Consider the following 14,222-nt stretch of genomic DNA (forward strand, 5'->3'; position numbering starts at 1 on the left):
GTCACGTGTGAGCGAAGTGTGAGTCCGGACATTCCACACCTGAACAGGTCGTTTGACACCGGCAGATCCGCGTTACATCGAACGCATGCTCGATGTTCTAGGACGTGAACACCAGCTCGAACCGGTGCGCGAACGCACGATACGAGCGCGCGTAGACGTCCCTGCTGTCAGCCACCCGCTCGCGTTCCTTCTTCAGCACCTCGCCCGCCGCGCCGGCGTTGCCGTTCAGCACGTGGATGATCGCGAGCTTGCGCGCCCGTTCGAAGTCGAGCAACGACTCCGGCTTCGCGACGAGCTCGCGCGCCACCGTCTCCCACTTCGCGTACTTGTCCACGTACGGCTTGCCGAACTTCAGAAACGCTGCCACCAAAGAGGAAGCGACCGGCCCGTGGTCGCCGCCGGGCGAGAAGTTCCAGTGCCACACCGGCTTCTCCCCCATCAACGCGCCGAGCGGCGTCGAAACCATTGGTGTGACGGGGATTCCGACGCCGAGCGTGCGGCACACCTCGTCGTAGCGGCGGAAGCAGACGCCGACCAGCGGGGTGAGGTCGAGCGCGCCGGAGACGCCGAACCCGAGCCAGCCCGCCACGCCGTCGCCGCGTTCCTGGAGCCAGGCGTGGCCTCGGCGGACGAAGCCGGTCGGGCGCAGGGCGGTGTCCACGGCGATGAGCACGTCGGTTTTCGGTGAAGGCCTCACGAACGACAGGGTCCCAAACGAACGCGCATCCCGCCTGGCAGCGCCGTTCAGTGCAGGACCGGCGCCAGGAACTCGGCGAACTTCCCGAGCACGTCCGACGGCACCTCGTCCAGGTGCTCGGTGAGCTGCAAAAGTATGCGGCCGCCGCCGAGATGCTCAACGGAGTAGCAGGGCGCCGTCGCGCAGACCTCCTGCACACCACCCAAAGCGGCGACTTGACGTGGTCCCAGCAACGTCGCCCAGTGCGGCCCGCGCGCCAGCTCCGCCGCCATGAACAACGACTCGTCGAGGCCCACGCCGACGGACACCTCGTGCGCGGTCCGCACGCCCACCCGGTCGAGCGTGATCCAGCCGCCCGAGGCCTGGACCAGGGACGCGCCGGTGCGGAACGCCGACAGCCACTCGCCCTGCACCGCATGGGAGATCCAGCCGCCGAACAGCCTGCGCGAGGCCGTGACGACGACCTGGTGCGGGAACTCCGGGTCGTCCTTCAGCAGGATCTCGGCGCACCAGCCGTCGTCGGGCAGCGGCAGGCCCTGCGAGTCGAGTTGGACGAGCTGCACGCGCAGGAACGACGGCAGGTCGTCCAGGGCCGCCGTCCACGACGATCGGGTGAACTCGCCCGTGGAGAGCCTCAGCCGGGCGTATCCCGGCGGGCCCCAGGGCGTTGTGTCGGACGGGTGGTAGTCGCGCGCCACCGCCACGAGCTCGTCGATCGAGGCCGGGCAGAGCGGCGCGAGCAGGTCGGTGAACAGCGTGCCGAACCAGCCGGCCAGCGCGGGGCGGTCGACACCGGAGAACGTGTCCAGCTCCAGGCGGACGACGTGCGGCGGCGACACAGGTCTCGGAAGCGTCAGATCTGTGCTCAAAGTGAGCGAACCCTATGACCCTCAACCAAAAACCGTTAGAGGCCAGTCCCGTGAAAGATTGGCCCCTAACGGGTTAACCGAGAACTTCGTCTAACCACGAGACTGGTAGTCGCGGAGCAGGCCTCGGCTGATGATCGTCTTCTGGATCTCGGACGTGCCCTCGCCGATCAGCAGGAACGGGGCCTCGCGCATCAGGCGCTCGATCTCGTACTCCTTGGAGTAGCCGTAGCCGCCGTGGATGCGGAACGACTCCTGCGTGACCTCGGCGCAGTACTCGGAGGCGATGAGCTTCGCCATGCCGGCCTCGACGTCGTTGCGCTGACCGGAGTCCTTCAGGCGCGCCGCGTTCACCATCATCAGGTGCGCGGCCTCGACCTTCGTCGCCATCTCGGCGAGCTTGAAGGCGATGGCCTGGTGCTCGGCGATGGCCTTGCCGAACGTCTTCCGCTGCTGCGAGTACTCGATCGCGAGCTCGAAGGCGCGGATCGCGATGCCGCACGCGCGCGCGGCCACGTTCACGCGGCCCACCTCGACGCCGTCCATCATGTGGCGGAAGCCCTGGCCCGTCACGCCGCCGAGCACCTGGTCCGCCGCGATCTCGAAGCCGTCGAACACCATCTCGGTGGTGTCGACGCCCTTGTAGCCCATCTTGTCGATCTTGCCGGGGATGGTGAGGCCCGGCAGGACCTCGCCGTAGCCCTCGGGCTTCTCGACCAGGAACGTCGTGAGGTTCTGGTGCGGCTTCTCGGCGCCCTCGTCGGTCTTCACCAGCACGGCGGTCAGGTTCGACGTGCCGCCGTTCGTCAGCCACATCTTCTGGCCGTTGATGGTGTAACCGGACTCGCCCTTCACGGCGCGCGTGCGGATCGCGGCGACATCGGAACCGAGCTCGGGCTCGGACATGGAGAAGGACCCGCGCACCTCGCCCGCGGCCATCCGCGGCAGGTACTTCTCCTTCTGCTCGGGCGTGCCGTGCTGCTTGAGCATGTGCGCCACGATGAAGTGCGTGTTGATGACGCCGGAGACGCTCATCCAGCCGCGCGCGATCTGCTCGACCACCAGCGCGTACGTCAGCAGGGACTCGCCGAGGCCGCCGTACTCCTCGGGGATCGTCAGGCCGAAGAGGCCCATCTCCTTCATGCCGTCGACGATGTCGGCGGGGTACGTGTCCCCGTGCTCCAGCGTCTGGGCGTGCGGAATGATCTCCTTGTCCACGAACGTGCGCACGGTCGCGAGGATTTCTTCCTGGATGTCCGTGAGACCCGCGGTCTGGGCGAGGCGCGCCATCGCACTTCCCTTCCAAGGCTGAGGTTACCGGCGAGTATGGACCGGTTAACGCTCGTTTGCGACCGCGGTGTGCTCTCCGCAACACGCCGGAACCAGCTGTACCGAAACAGCATCCCTGACAGGTGTAATCACGCACCCACGCGCGACGAACTTGCACACGCGACCTTAAGATCCCGGCTCACACGTCCAGGGGGAGCACGATGACCTACGACCCTTACAACCCGAAGCAGCCGGGTGACCCGTACGGCCAGCAGCCCTACGGCCAGCAACAGCCTTACGGCCAGCCAGGCGCGTACGGACAGCCAGGCCCCTACGGCCAGCCGTACGGCTACGGCTACCCACCGCCCATGCCCAAGCCGCAGACGAACGCGATCGTGTCGTTGGTGCTCGGCATCGCCGGCTTCGTGACCTGCGGTGTCTCGTCGATCGTCGGGGTCGTCTTCGGCCACATCGCGATGGCCAAGATCAAGCGCGGCGAGGAGGAAGGCCACGGACTGGCGCTCGCCGGCATCATCATCGGCTACTTCGTCATCGTCGGCTGGCTCGCCTACCTGGCGTTCTACGTCTTCGTGATCCTCGCGGCGGTCAGCGGCACCTACAACTGACGGCCCGCGCGGCGACCGGCTCAGCCGGCGAGGGCGATCTCCAGCGCGCCACCGCAGTGGCGGCAGACGTCGGCGAACACGTGGACGTCCGCGGCGCAGCCGGGGCAGCTGCGGAAGCTGCGCTCCAGCAGGTCGTCCTCGCGGCGTTTGAAGAGCCGCAACCGTCTGCTCGCCTTGCCGTTACTCGAACGTGACATGACGAAGAGCATGCACCCGAGGCGGGGCTTGATCGCAAACTCTCGTCACGGATTGTGCCCCACTTCACCCGTTTTGAACGCAACCCGTGACGGTCAAACACGTCCAGTAATATTCGGGGTGAAGTAGGGCACAATCAGTAACGGATTTCAGTCCTCCGGCGGCGTCCACACGTTCGCGCGCGCCATGCCCGCGGCGCGGCCCTTGCCGGAGATCACCAACGCCATCTTGCGCGAGGCCTCGTCGATCATCTCGTCGCCGAGCATCACCGCGCCCCGCTTGCCGCCCGCCTCGGACGTGTAGAACTCGTACGCGTCGAGGATGTTCTCTGCGTGGTCGTAGTCCTCCTGCTTGGGGCTGAAGACCTCGTTGGCCGCCTCGATCTGGCCGGGGTGCAGCACCCACTTGCCGTCGAAGCCCAGCGCGGCGGACCGGCCGGCGACGCGCTTGTAGCCGTCGACGTCGCGAATCTGCAGGTAGGGGCCGTCGATGGCCTGCTTGTCGTGGGCCCGCGCCGCCATCAGGATGCGCATCAGGATGTAGTGGTAGGCGTCGCCGACGTCGTAGCCGGGCGGCTGCTCACCGACCACGAGCGACTTCATGTTGATCGACGCCATGAAGTCCGCCGGGCCGAAGATGATCGTCTCGACGCGCGGGGACGCGGTGGCGATCGCGTTGACGTTGTTGAGGCCCAGGGCGTTCTCGATCTGCGCCTCGATGCCGATCTTGCCGACCTCGTAGCCCATGGTCTTCTCGATCTGCGTCAGCAGGAAGTCGAGCGCCACGACCTGCTCGGGCGTCTGCACCTTCGGCAGCATGATGCAGTCGAGGTTCGCGCCCGCGCCCTCGACGACCTCGGTGACGTCGCGGTAGGTCCACTCCGTCGTCCAGTCGTTGACGCGCACGACGCGGGCCTTGTCGCCCCAGCCGCCCTCGTTGAGCGACGCGACGATGGTCTTGCGGGCGTCCGGTTTGGCCAGCGGGGCGCAGGCGTCCTCCAGGTCCAGGAACACCTGGTCCGCCGGCAGCGTGCGGGCCTTGTCGATCATCTTCTGGCTGGATCCCGGGACCGCCAGACACGAGCGACGGGGACGCTGCTGGTCGACCACTGGAGTACCTCCTCGTACCGGCCGGTAACTATGAGCGCCACAGTGGCACGCATCAACTCCGGGCGCATGTTCCATGAGTCCGGTCTCACAGGAGCGTGGCAGGCTGAACCGGTGGAGATCACTCGAATCCTGGACTCGGCGCTGCGCAAGGCCGCCGCCGTCTGGATCACCTCACCGGGCCACGAGCCGCGGTTGGTCCACGCACATTGGCGCGCCGACGCGTTGTGGGTCATCTCCGGCGGCACCGAACCGACGGCGCCCCTGAGCGACGGCGCGGAGGTCACCGTCACCGTGCGCTCTCCCAGCACGCACTCGCACCTCGTCGACGCCCAGGCCGTCGCGCACCTGACCGAGCCGGACGACGAGACCGCGCTGGCCCTGAAGACGGCCCGCCTCAACACGAAACCGGAGTGGGAAGCCGTGTACCGACTGGAGTTCAGCTCGTGATCACCGCGCCGGCAGGCTTCGGCGAAGGCCTGGGCGAGGGCGCCGCCGAGTGGGTGGCGTCGTTGCCGAAGCTCGCCACGAAGGCCTGCGCGCGATGGCGGCTCACACCGGACGGCGCGCTGATGAACGGGTTCTGCGCGGTCGTGCTGCCGGTCCGCCAGGCCGACGGACACCCGGCCGTGCTCAAGCTGACCTGGGTCGACACCGAGACCGAGCACGAGCCGCTCGCACTCAAGATCTACGACGGTGACGGTGCCGTGCTGCTGCTCGACCACGACGCGGAACTCGGCGCGCTGCTCCTGGAACGGCTGGACCACACGCACTCGCTGCTCGACGAACCGATCGAGAAGGCGGTCGACGTGATCGGCTCGCTGCTGCGCCGCCACCGGAGGTTCGAGGCGCCGGCCGAGATCCACCGGTTCCGCAGCGAGCTGCCGGACCACCACCCCGCGGTGCCGCGCAAGCTCCTGGACGCCGCACACGAGGTGGCCACCCGGCCGATGGGCAGCACCCTGGTCAACGCGGACCTGCACTACGAGAACGTGTTGCGCGGCGACCGCGAGCCGTGGCTGATGATCGACCCGAAGCCGCTGGCCGGCGATCTGGAGCGCGGCATGTTGCCGTTGCTGTGGAACAGGTTCGACGAGATGGACGGTCGAAAGGGACTCACCGACCGTTTTCTCGCGCTGTGCGACGCGGGCGAGCTGGACGTGGCGAAGGCACGGGACTGGACGCTGTACCGGGCCGTCGCGAACTGGATCTGGTGCCTGGAGGAAGAAGACGAGGACGAGGCCGTGATCTGCGCCGAGATCGCCGGGTGGGCGGCAGGTTCCTGATCTAGCCTGGTCGTTGTGGTGGCTGTGAACAGGATCTACATCGCTCAGCTGGCCGGACTGCCCGTGTTCGGTCCCGACGGCGAACCCATCGGCAAGGCCCGCGACGTGGTGATCAGCCTCCGCATCGACCGGCAGCCGCCGCGGGTGCTCGGCATGGCCGTGGAGCTGGTGACGCGCCGGCGGATCTTCGTGCCGATGCTGCGGGTGACGTCGATCGAGCCGAACGCCGTGACGCTCGCGACCGGGTCGGTGAACCTGCGGCCGTTCCACCAGCGCGTCAACGAGGTGCTGGTGATCGGCGAACTGCTGGACGCCAAGATCCAGCTCGAGGACGGCGGCACGGCCGTGGTCGTCGACGCCGCGATGGAGCTCACCCGCACCCGCGACTGGCGGATGGTGCGCGTCGCGGGCCGCGAGCGCACCGGCCGGTTCAGCCTCAAGGGCCCGGTGCAGGTGTGGCGCTGGGAGGACGTCGGTGGCCTGAGCGTCAACGAGATCGCGGGCCAGCCGCAGAGCGCGCAACAGCTCGTCGCGGTCTTCGAGGGCATGCGCGCGGCGGACGTCGCCCACGCGTTGCACGAACTTCCGGCCAAGCGCCGGCACGAGGTCGCCGACGCGCTGGACGACGAGCGGCTCGCCGACGTGATCGAGGAACTGTCCGAAGAGGACCAGAAGGACATCCTGTCGCACCTGGACGAGGAACGCGCCGCGGACATCCTCGAGGCGATGAACCCGGACGACGCTGCCGACCTGCTCGGTGAACTCTCGGAGAACACCAAGGACCGCCTGCTGGAACTGATGGAACCCGAGGAGTCCGAACCGGTCCGGCGGCTGCTGGAGTACTCGTTCGACACCGCCGGCGGCCTGATGACCCCGGAACCGATCATCCTCACGCCGGACGCGACGATCGCGGAAGCGTTGGCACGAGTGCGAAATCCCGACCTCACGCCGGCGCTCGCGTCGATGGTCTTCGTGTGCCGCTCGCCGTCGGCGACCCCGACCGGCCGCTACCTCGGCTGCGTGCACATCCAACGGCTGCTGCGCGAACCGCCGTTCGACCTGGTCGCCGGCGTGCTCGACACGAGCATGGCGTTCCTGTCGCCCGGGGCGTCGCTGAGCGACGTGACGCGCTACTTCGCCACCTACAACCTGGTGTGCGCCCCGGTGCTGGACGAGGACGAGCACCTGCTCGGCGCCGTCACCGTGGACGACGTGCTGGACCACCTGCTGCCGGACAACTGGCGCGAGACGGGACTGAGCCATGCCTGAACTGCTGCCCCGGCGCAGACTCGACCAGCCCCGCGGCCCGCGCGGCTTCCGCTTCTCGATCGACCCGGACACGTTCGGCCAGTTCTCCGAACGGCTCGCGCGGTTCCTCGGCACGGGCAAGTTCCTGTTCTGGCAGACCCTGATCGTCGTCGCGTGGATCGTGGTGAACCTCGTGGCCGTGTCGCTGCGCTGGGACCCGTACCCGTTCATCCTGCTCAACCTGGCGTTCTCGACGCAGGCCGCCTACGCCGCGCCGCTGATCCTGCTGGCGCAGAACCGGCAGGACGACCGGGACCGGGTGTCGCTGGAGGAGGACCGGTCGCGGGCGGCGCAGACCAAGGCGGACACCGAGTACCTGGCCCGTGAGCTGGCCGCGGTGCGGCTCGCGCTGGGCGAGGTGGCGACGCGCGACTTCATCCGGGGCGAGCTGGAGAAGCTCGTGAAGGAGCAGAACAACCTGAAGAAGGTCAGGCCCTGACGGTCGAGGCGTTCCACGACGTCGTGGCGTTGTGGTGCGTGAAGGAGAAGTCGGCGTGGGACGTCGTGTTCGCCGCCTGCGATCTGGTGGTGGAAGACGTGCCCGCGCCGTCGCTGGCCGTGCTGGCCGCGGTGTCTCGGCGGGAGGCCGACATCGAGGTGCCGATCCGGCTGCGGGAGGTGCTGCCGGAGCTCGGGCTCGACCCGTTGGAACGGGGCACCGTCGCGGCGAAGGAGGCAGCGCTGCGGGCTCAGGCCCGGCGCGCGCTCACGGGAGAGCTGGCGCCGCGGGATCTGGCGAAGTGGCCGTACGAGAAGTTCGGGTACGCCTGGATCGACCTCACGACCGGGCTTTCCTGGTTGGACGACGACTACGAGAGCGGCGACCGGAGCGACGCGGAGATCGACGCCGACGTGCTGGCGGAAGCGCGGCGGCTCACGGCCTGACCTGTCCGCTCGCGACCAGGTCGTCCAGCACCTCGTGGATCGCGGGAGCGGTCTCGGCGTGCTCGCGGTACTCGTCGCGGGTCACGTAGGTGAGCTCGGCGATCTCCCCGGCGGGCCTCGGCGTGCCTTCGAGCGCGGCCGTGAAGCAGGTCATGTCGACCATCGCGCCTTCGCCCTCGCCGTACGCGAGCGAGACGTAGCGCTTGAACTCCGCCGGTGCGCCGATCTCGACGCCGAGCTCCTCCCGGACCTCGCGGCGGACGGCGTCCTCACGGGACTCCCCCGGCTCGATCTTGCCGCCGGGAAGGTAGAAGGCCTTCTTGTTGCGTGAGCGCACAACGAGGAGGCGGCCAGCCTCGACGTGCACCAGTCCCACCACCGTGATCATGGGGTCACGGGAGCATGTCGTCCGCGGCGAGGCGGTCGCACGTGCGGCCGAACGCCTCGAGCTCACCGGGGCCGAAGCTCTCCCCGAAGTGCTCGGCGACGCCGGCGAGGTGGGTGGCGGAGGCACTGCGCAGACGTTCGGCGCCCAGAGGTGTGAGCACGGCCACGATGCCGCGTCCGTCACCGTCGGCGCGTTCGCGCCCGACAAGACCAGCACGTTCCAAACGGTCCACGAGGCGGGTCACGCCAGAGCGGGACAGCAGGACGGCATCGGCCAGTTCGGTCATGCGCATGCGCATGGAAGGCGTCTCGGCCAGTTGAACCAGCACGTCGTACGCCGCGAGCGATAGGCGCTGCTCAGCAATCAGTTCGGCCTCGAGGACCCTCGTGATCCGTGCATGCGCGCGGAGGAACGATCGCCACACCCCGAGCTCGACACGGGTGGGCAACCGGGAACTACCCGATTCCGGCACGGACGTCGATGTTACGGACAGCGCCCCCGTGGCTACGACCAGGGCCTGTGCTGGAAAGTGACCGGCCGGTAGGAGAGGCACGAACCGGACGTAGCATGGATCGGTGACCACCACGCAGCCCCGCCCCACCGTCGAGGACGTCCGCAAGGCGCTCGCGGGTGTGCAGGACCCCGAGATCCGCCGCCCGATCACCGAGATCGGCATGGTCAAGGACGTCGAGGTCGGCACGGACGGCACCGTCGTGGTCGGCGTCTTCCTGACCGTCGCGGGCTGCCCGATGCGCGACAAGATCACCGCTGACGTCACCGCCGCGGTCTCCGCCCTGGAAGGCGTCTCGTCCGTGCGCGTCGACCTCGACGTCATGAGCGACGCCCAGCGCACCGAACTGCGCAAGACCCTGCGCGGCGGCACCGAAGAGCCGGTCATCCCCTTCGCCCAGCCGGGCTCGCTGACGCGCGTCTACTGCGTCGCGTCCGGCAAGGGCGGCGTCGGCAAGTCCTCGGTCACCGTGAACCTCGCCGTGGCGATGGCCGCTCGCGGCTTGTCGGTCGGCATCGTCGACGCCGACATCTACGGCCACTCGATCCCACGCATGCTGGGCGCCGAAGGCCGCCCCACGCAGGTAGAGAAGATGATCATGCCGCCGCAGTCGCACGGCGTGAAGGTCATCTCGATCGGCATGTTCACCCCGGGCAACACCCCCGTCGTGTGGCGCGGCCCGATGCTCCACCGCGCGTTGCAGCAGTTCCTGGCCGACGTGTTCTGGGGCGACCTGGACGTCCTGCTGCTGGACCTGCCGCCCGGCACCGGCGACGTGGCGATCTCGGTGGCCCAGCTGGTGCCGAACGCCGAGATCCTGGTCGTGACCACGCCTCAGGCTGCCGCAGCCGAGGTGGCCGAACGGGCCGGGTCGATCGCGTTGCAGACCCGGCAGCGGGTGGCCGGGGTCATCGAGAACATGTCGTGGCTGGAGATGCCGGACGGGTCCCGGATGGAGGTCTTCGGGGCCGGTGGCGGTGCGGCGGTGGCCGAGTCGCTGTCCACGGCGATCGGGTCTGAGGTGCCGTTGCTCGGGCAGGTGCCGTTGGACCCCCGGTTGCGGGAGAACGGGGACACCGGCACGCCGATCGTGCAGGCCGTGCCCGACTCGGCTGCGGCTCAGGTGCTGTCCGAGGTGGCGAAGAAGCTGTCGGTGCGGTCGCGTGGGCTGGCTGGGCGGTTGCTGAACGTGTCGCCTGCCGGGCGCTGACGGTCCCAGGTCGGTTTCGGGTCACCAATGCGGTGGCTTGGTTTGGTGCAAAGACTTCGACGAGCTTTGGTTTCGTCATCGCCGCTGCGCGACGATAGAGATTGGGGCTTGACTTCGGGGCCCTTGCGAGGCGCTCATCGGCCGGAAAAGGCCGGGCTGAAAAGCGCCCGGCCGAGCTCGAGAAGCTAGCACCTCGCACCCAAAGTCAAGCCCCAATCTCTTTGCAGCGTGGGCACGTTGGGCGGGCACGTCACGTCATTACCGGTTGCCGTGATGAGCCAGGAGGGACGCCTCGCCTTCGGCATTGCGCGAGGCCAGGTGGCTCGTCTGCCTCGCCTGACCTCGTCCCGCTCGGCCCGCCCAGGTTCTCAACGCAATGCCGAAGGCGAGGCGTGACTCCTGTGCATCGCTGATAGAGCGGTGTGGTGACGTGCCTGCACAAACTCAGCCACGCACGCTGGAGATTGGGGCTTGACTTTGGGTGCGAGGTGCTACCCTCGCGGATCGGCCGGGCGCTTTTCAGCCCGGCTTTTATAGGCCGACAAGCGCCTCGCAAGGGCCCCGAAGTCAAGCCCCAATCTCTATCGACGCGTCAGCGGCGATGAAATGACCCGGCTCGTCAAAGTCTTTGCACCAAACGCAACCACCGCATTGGCGACGTGACACAGCCACCGCACTGACGACCCGGACGCAACCCAACTACGACTCAGGTCGCGTCCGGGTCGTAGGGCGGACGCTCCCCAGGCCCCAACGGCCGCTGCTCCGCCGCAGGCGGCGTCGAAGGCGTCGGATACCCGTTCGACTTGGTCCCGTTCTCCGGCTCCTCGAACAGGTGCTTGGCCACCGCCCGCTTGGGATCGAAGTTCCGCAGCTCCCGCAAGTCCTCCAAGGGCTTGCGCAGCGACTCGAACTCCGGCCCCATCTCCTGCTTGAGCTGCTCGCGCGCGCCGGTCGCGTACTCGCGGACCTGGCGCACGGTCTTGCCCAGCCAGGCTGCCGCGGACGGCAGGCGTTCGGGCCCCAGGATGAAGAGACCCGCGACGACGATGATGAGGATCTCTACCCATCCGATGCTGTCGAACACGGGTCCCAGCCTACTTGTCAGTCGCTCTTCAGCGTCACGTCGAGTTTGAGTTCACGGCCTTGGCGGGCAAGCGTTACCTGCACCGTTTGACCGATTTCGTGCTCGCGGACCGCTACGACCAGTTCGGCGGCGTTGCGGACCATGCGGTTGCCGACCCTGGTGATGACGTCGCCCTCCTGGATGCCGGCGGCCGCTGCTGCTCCGCCTGCGGGGACGTTCTGGACCTGGGCGCCTTCTGAGGTTTCGGCGGACACCGACTTCACGTTGATGTTCATGTCGGCGTGCTTCACCGAGCCGTTGCGGATCAGCTCCTGGCTGATCTTGCGGGCCTGGTTGCCGGAGATCGCGAAGCCGAGGCCCACGGAGCCGCCGGTCTCGGTGCGGATCGAGGAGTTGATGCCGATCAGGGCTCCGCGCGAGTCGACCAGTGCGCCGCCCGAGTTGCCCGGGTTGATGGCGGCGTCGGTCTGGATCGCGTCGTAGGTGACCTGGGGGCCACCGTTCTCGCCCGCCGCCGTGACCGGGCGGTGCAGGGCGGAGACGATGCCCTCGGTGACGGTGTTGGAGAGCTGCAGCGGGGAGCCGATGGCGATCACGCTGTCGCCCACCTGGAGTTCGTCCGAGTTGCCGAACTGCAGGACGGTCGGGTTGGTGACCTCGACCTTGATGACGGCCAGGTCGGTCTTCGGGTCGCGGCCGACGACTCGGGCCTGCGCGCGGGTGCCGTCGGTGAAGACGGCGCTCAGCTTCGCGGACGAGTCCTGGGCCGCGGGGGCGACGACGTGGTCGTTGGTCAGGATGTAGCCGCCGCCCTCGATGACGACGCCGGAGCCGACGCCCGCGACGTTCGCGCCCTTGAACTCGATCGAGACGACGCTCGGGGTGACGCGCTTCGCGATGTCCGAGATGGAGCCGGCCGGGCGTTCCTTGCCCTGCTCGACCTCGGCCAGGGTGACCGTCGAGTCGGTCAGCGGGTTGCCGGCTCGGCCGATCAGCCAGCCGACCAGGCCACCGACGGCGCCCAGCACCAACGCCACCGTGAGCAGCAACGCCAGCGCCGTCGGCTTCACGCGGCGGCCGAAGAGCAGCTCCGGGACGCTCAGCAGGGGGCCGGGGGCGGGCTTGCGCTCGGGCTCACCGGGTGGGTCCTCGCCGACGGCGGGCGGGCCGATCACGGCGCCGGACGTCGGGTCTCGCCACGGGTCACCGGCGGGCTTGTCGCCCCAGAACACCGGATCGATGTCCGGGTCCGGGTCGGAAGTGGGCTGCGGCGGGCGCTGCAGCAGTTCGGAGGAGCCCTGGCGGCCGAACGCCGTCACGAGGGACTCGGGGGGCGGCGGCGAGGACTCGACCTGCGAGACGGGCACGTCGCGCGAGGCGAACGCGCCGGGTACACCGTCCGGGCGGCCGAAGGCGGTGGCGTACGCGGGGTCGACCGGCGGCTGCACCAGGGGCCGTGGCCGGAGCCTGCGGTGCGCTCCGTCGTCCACTCCGGAAACGGGTGTGGACGTCTGGCCGTTGGGCGACTGCTGGCTCATCTCTCCCCGGTTTTTCGCTAGGAGTGCTGAACTACAGCGTGCCTCACGAACAGTGAAATGGCTGTCAGGGGGTGGTCGCGAAGATCGCGCCGGCGTTCTGCGGCGACGGGGCGGGCGCGGGCGCCTCGCTGTCGGGCGTCGTGAACGCGAGCGCGCCGAGCAGCATGCCGCTCACGACGACCCCGGCTCCCTGGCGGGCGCGACGGCCGCTGAACCAGCCGTTGCTGCCCAACGGTCTGGAGGAACCCAGCACCGGGCCCGTGCCGAAAGCGGGCTTGTCGGTGCGCTGGACCGCGACGAACTGGCCGTCCTCCGTGATCGCGAGCCCGTCCGGAGCGGACGGCAGCTCGACTTCCTGGGGGATCGCGCCGAGCCGGTCGAGAAGCGACGCCGGCGCCGTGGGCGCCGAAGCGGTGCGCACTGCCGCGCGCGCCTGCTGCTGCGTGAACGTCTCGAAGGCGCAGAACCCGCAACGCTGGATGTGCGCGGAGGCTCGCTCGTGGGCGGTCGAGGAAAGCTCCCCGTCCACGAACGCCACCACCGCGTCCAGCGCGAGGTGCCCTTCAGGAAGGCTCCAACCACGGAGGTCGGTCATGCAGAGTCCTCCAGCAACGATTCCTGACGACGCCGTTCGAGAGCGACCTTCAGGGCCTGGCGGCCCCGATGGATCCTGCTCCTCACGGTACCCATCTTCACCCCGAGCGTGGCACCGATCTCCTCGTAGGAGAGACCTTCCACGTCACACAGGACGACAGCGGCGCGGAACTCCGGGGGGAGCTCGTCCAGCGCGGCCTGCAGATCGGGGTCGAGGTGGTTCTCGTCGTAGATTTCCTCGGGGGACAGGTCGTCACCCTCGAGGCGGTCGTTGTCCTCGGGCAGCGCCTCCATGCGCACGCGGCTGCGCCGGCGTGCCATGTCGAGGAAGAGGTTGGTGGTGATGCGGTGCAGCCACCCCTCGAAGGTGCCCGGCTTGTACGACGCGAGCGACCGGAACACGCGGATGAACGTCTCCTGCGTCAGGTCCTCGGCGTCGTGCTGATTGCCGGTCAGACGGTACGCGAGCCGGTAGACCCTGTCCGCGTGCTCGCGGACGATGGAGTCCCACGAGGGCGGCGTCCAGTCAGCCGTCTCGATGGGAGCGACGGCCTCAGCTGAACTCGACTGCGTGCGCATCAGGTGTTTCGGCACCTCCATGTGGGCCGCCCGGCGACCCTTATGCGGCTCAACGGGCGACGGGTCCGGCTTGTTCCCGA

General features: G+C 68.6%; 18 protein-coding genes. 7 read left to right on the plus strand and 11 right to left on the minus strand.

Going from position 1 to position 14,222, the window contains the following annotated elements; translation table 11 throughout:
* Nucleotides 1–97: 97 nt before the first annotated feature.
* The 3 genes from ACFWNN_RS13915 to ACFWNN_RS13925 form a co-directional block, all read right to left on the minus strand.
* A complete protein-coding gene (locus tag ACFWNN_RS13915) occupies nucleotides 98–697 on the minus strand; it encodes a hypothetical protein (protein WP_382440259.1) in 600 nt (199 codons plus the stop codon).
* 47 nt (nucleotides 698–744) lie between these two features.
* The gene (locus ACFWNN_RS13920) at nucleotides 745–1,566 is read right to left on the minus strand and encodes a hypothetical protein (RefSeq protein ID WP_382440260.1); all 822 of its coding nucleotides are present in this window, start codon (nucleotides 1,564–1,566) and stop codon (nucleotides 745–747) included.
* Nucleotides 1,567–1,656: 90 nt separating this feature from the next.
* A complete protein-coding gene (locus ACFWNN_RS13925) occupies nucleotides 1,657–2,853 on the minus strand; it encodes an acyl-CoA dehydrogenase family protein (RefSeq protein ID WP_382440261.1) in 1,197 nt (398 codons plus the stop codon).
* 200 nt (nucleotides 2,854–3,053) lie between these two features.
* Between ACFWNN_RS13925 and ACFWNN_RS13930 the strand changes: the two genes are divergently transcribed.
* Nucleotides 3,054–3,458: a DUF4190 domain-containing protein gene (locus ACFWNN_RS13930; RefSeq protein ID WP_382440262.1), complete on the plus strand. Its 405-nt coding sequence runs from the start codon at nucleotides 3,054–3,056 to the stop codon at nucleotides 3,456–3,458.
* Between the two features lie 20 nt (nucleotides 3,459–3,478).
* Here ACFWNN_RS13930 and ACFWNN_RS13935 read toward each other — a convergent pair whose 3' ends face one another.
* The gene (locus ACFWNN_RS13935; RefSeq protein ID WP_157513054.1) at nucleotides 3,479–3,655 is read right to left on the minus strand and encodes a hypothetical protein; all 177 of its coding nucleotides are present in this window, start codon (nucleotides 3,653–3,655) and stop codon (nucleotides 3,479–3,481) included.
* A gap of 147 nt (nucleotides 3,656–3,802) precedes the next feature.
* A complete protein-coding gene (locus ACFWNN_RS13940; RefSeq protein ID WP_382440263.1) occupies nucleotides 3,803–4,762 on the minus strand; it encodes an HpcH/HpaI aldolase/citrate lyase family protein in 960 nt (319 codons plus the stop codon).
* A 111-nt stretch (nucleotides 4,763–4,873) separates the two neighbouring features.
* Here ACFWNN_RS13940 and ACFWNN_RS13945 point away from each other — a divergent pair, with 111 nt between their 5' ends.
* From ACFWNN_RS13945 to ACFWNN_RS13965, 5 genes are read left to right on the plus strand one after another with little or no spacing between them, the layout of a single operon-like run.
* Nucleotides 4,874–5,209 carry a hypothetical protein gene (locus tag ACFWNN_RS13945; RefSeq protein WP_382440264.1) on the plus strand — a complete coding sequence of 112 codons (336 nt, stop codon included), beginning with the start codon at nucleotides 4,874–4,876 and terminating at the stop codon, nucleotides 5,207–5,209.
* Nucleotides 5,206–6,045: an aminoglycoside phosphotransferase family protein gene (locus ACFWNN_RS13950; protein ID WP_382440265.1), complete on the plus strand. Its 840-nt coding sequence runs from the start codon at nucleotides 5,206–5,208 to the stop codon at nucleotides 6,043–6,045. Before ACFWNN_RS13945 ends, ACFWNN_RS13950 begins: the two co-directional genes overlap by 4 nt.
* Before the next feature lie 15 nt (nucleotides 6,046–6,060).
* Entirely contained in the window at nucleotides 6,061–7,314 is a 1,254-nt protein-coding gene (locus tag ACFWNN_RS13955; RefSeq protein ID WP_382440266.1) for a magnesium transporter MgtE N-terminal domain-containing protein, read from the plus strand.
* Complete coding sequence (locus tag ACFWNN_RS13960) at nucleotides 7,307–7,792, plus strand: DUF1003 domain-containing protein (protein WP_382440267.1); 486 nt, start codon at nucleotides 7,307–7,309, stop codon at nucleotides 7,790–7,792. Before ACFWNN_RS13955 ends, ACFWNN_RS13960 begins: the two co-directional genes overlap by 8 nt.
* 38 nt (nucleotides 7,793–7,830) lie before the next feature.
* Nucleotides 7,831–8,238 (plus strand): hypothetical protein, encoded by a 408-nt coding sequence (locus tag ACFWNN_RS13965; RefSeq protein ID WP_382440268.1) that lies wholly within the window; start codon nucleotides 7,831–7,833, stop codon nucleotides 8,236–8,238.
* Here ACFWNN_RS13965 and ACFWNN_RS13970 read toward each other — a convergent pair.
* Both ACFWNN_RS13970 and ACFWNN_RS13975 read right to left on the minus strand, forming a co-directional pair.
* On the minus strand, nucleotides 8,228–8,626 hold the full coding sequence (locus ACFWNN_RS13970; protein ID WP_382440269.1) for an NUDIX domain-containing protein: 399 nt from the start codon (nucleotides 8,624–8,626) through the stop codon (nucleotides 8,228–8,230). The genes ACFWNN_RS13965 and ACFWNN_RS13970 overlap by 11 nt on opposite strands.
* A 4-nt stretch (nucleotides 8,627–8,630) precedes the next feature.
* Nucleotides 8,631–9,098, minus strand: coding sequence for a MarR family winged helix-turn-helix transcriptional regulator (locus ACFWNN_RS13975; RefSeq protein ID WP_382440270.1), 468 nt, complete (start codon nucleotides 9,096–9,098; stop codon nucleotides 8,631–8,633).
* A gap of 103 nt (nucleotides 9,099–9,201) precedes the next feature.
* On the opposite strand from ACFWNN_RS13975, the gene ACFWNN_RS13980 reads away from it, so the two are divergent.
* Nucleotides 9,202–10,347, plus strand: a complete 1,146-nt coding sequence (locus ACFWNN_RS13980) for an Mrp/NBP35 family ATP-binding protein (RefSeq protein ID WP_382440271.1) — start codon at nucleotides 9,202–9,204, stop codon at nucleotides 10,345–10,347.
* A gap of 706 nt (nucleotides 10,348–11,053) precedes the next feature.
* Here ACFWNN_RS13980 and tatB read toward each other — a convergent pair.
* The 4 genes from tatB to sigE all read right to left on the minus strand — a co-directional run bounded on the left by tatB (nucleotide 11,054) and on the right by sigE (nucleotide 14,163).
* On the minus strand, nucleotides 11,054–11,431 hold the full coding sequence (gene tatB, locus ACFWNN_RS13985) for a Sec-independent protein translocase protein TatB (RefSeq protein ID WP_382440272.1): 378 nt from the start codon (nucleotides 11,429–11,431) through the stop codon (nucleotides 11,054–11,056).
* A 17-nt stretch (nucleotides 11,432–11,448) separates the two neighbouring features.
* On the minus strand, nucleotides 11,449–12,969 hold the full coding sequence (locus ACFWNN_RS13990; RefSeq protein ID WP_382440273.1) for a trypsin-like peptidase domain-containing protein: 1,521 nt from the start codon (nucleotides 12,967–12,969) through the stop codon (nucleotides 11,449–11,451).
* Nucleotides 12,970–13,033: 64 nt separating this feature from the next.
* A complete protein-coding gene (locus ACFWNN_RS13995) occupies nucleotides 13,034–13,564 on the minus strand; it encodes a zf-HC2 domain-containing protein (RefSeq protein ID WP_382440274.1) in 531 nt (176 codons plus the stop codon).
* Entirely contained in the window at nucleotides 13,561–14,163 is a 603-nt protein-coding gene (gene sigE / locus ACFWNN_RS14000) for an RNA polymerase sigma factor SigE (protein WP_382440275.1), read from the minus strand. Before sigE ends, ACFWNN_RS13995 begins: the two co-directional genes overlap by 4 nt.
* Nucleotides 14,164–14,222: the final 59 nt, after the last annotated feature.

The sequence above is a fragment of the Lentzea sp. NPDC058450 genome (assembly GCF_042721395.1).
Taxonomy (GTDB): Bacteria; Actinomycetota; Actinomycetes; order Mycobacteriales; family Pseudonocardiaceae; genus Lentzea.

Coding starts and splice junctions, on each gene's coding strand:
- ACFWNN_RS13935 (WP_157513054.1), bottom strand. CDS start 3,655: ATGTCACGTTCGAGTAACGGCAAGGCGAGCAGACGGTTGCGGCTCTTC.
- ACFWNN_RS13925 (WP_382440261.1), bottom strand. CDS start 2,853: ATGGCGCGCCTCGCCCAGACCGCGGGTCTCACGGACATCCAGGAAGAA.
- ACFWNN_RS13970 (WP_382440269.1), bottom strand. CDS start 8,626: ATGATCACGGTGGTGGGACTGGTGCACGTCGAGGCTGGCCGCCTCCTC.
- ACFWNN_RS13995 (WP_382440274.1), bottom strand. CDS start 13,564: ATGACCGACCTCCGTGGTTGGAGCCTTCCTGAAGGGCACCTCGCGCTG.
- ACFWNN_RS13960 (WP_382440267.1), top strand. CDS start 7,307: ATGCCTGAACTGCTGCCCCGGCGCAGACTCGACCAGCCCCGCGGCCCG.
- ACFWNN_RS13930 (WP_382440262.1), top strand. CDS start 3,054: ATGACCTACGACCCTTACAACCCGAAGCAGCCGGGTGACCCGTACGGC.
- ACFWNN_RS13990 (WP_382440273.1), bottom strand. CDS start 12,969: ATGAGCCAGCAGTCGCCCAACGGCCAGACGTCCACACCCGTTTCCGGA.
- sigE (WP_382440275.1), bottom strand. CDS start 14,163: ATGGAGGTGCCGAAACACCTGATGCGCACGCAGTCGAGTTCAGCTGAG.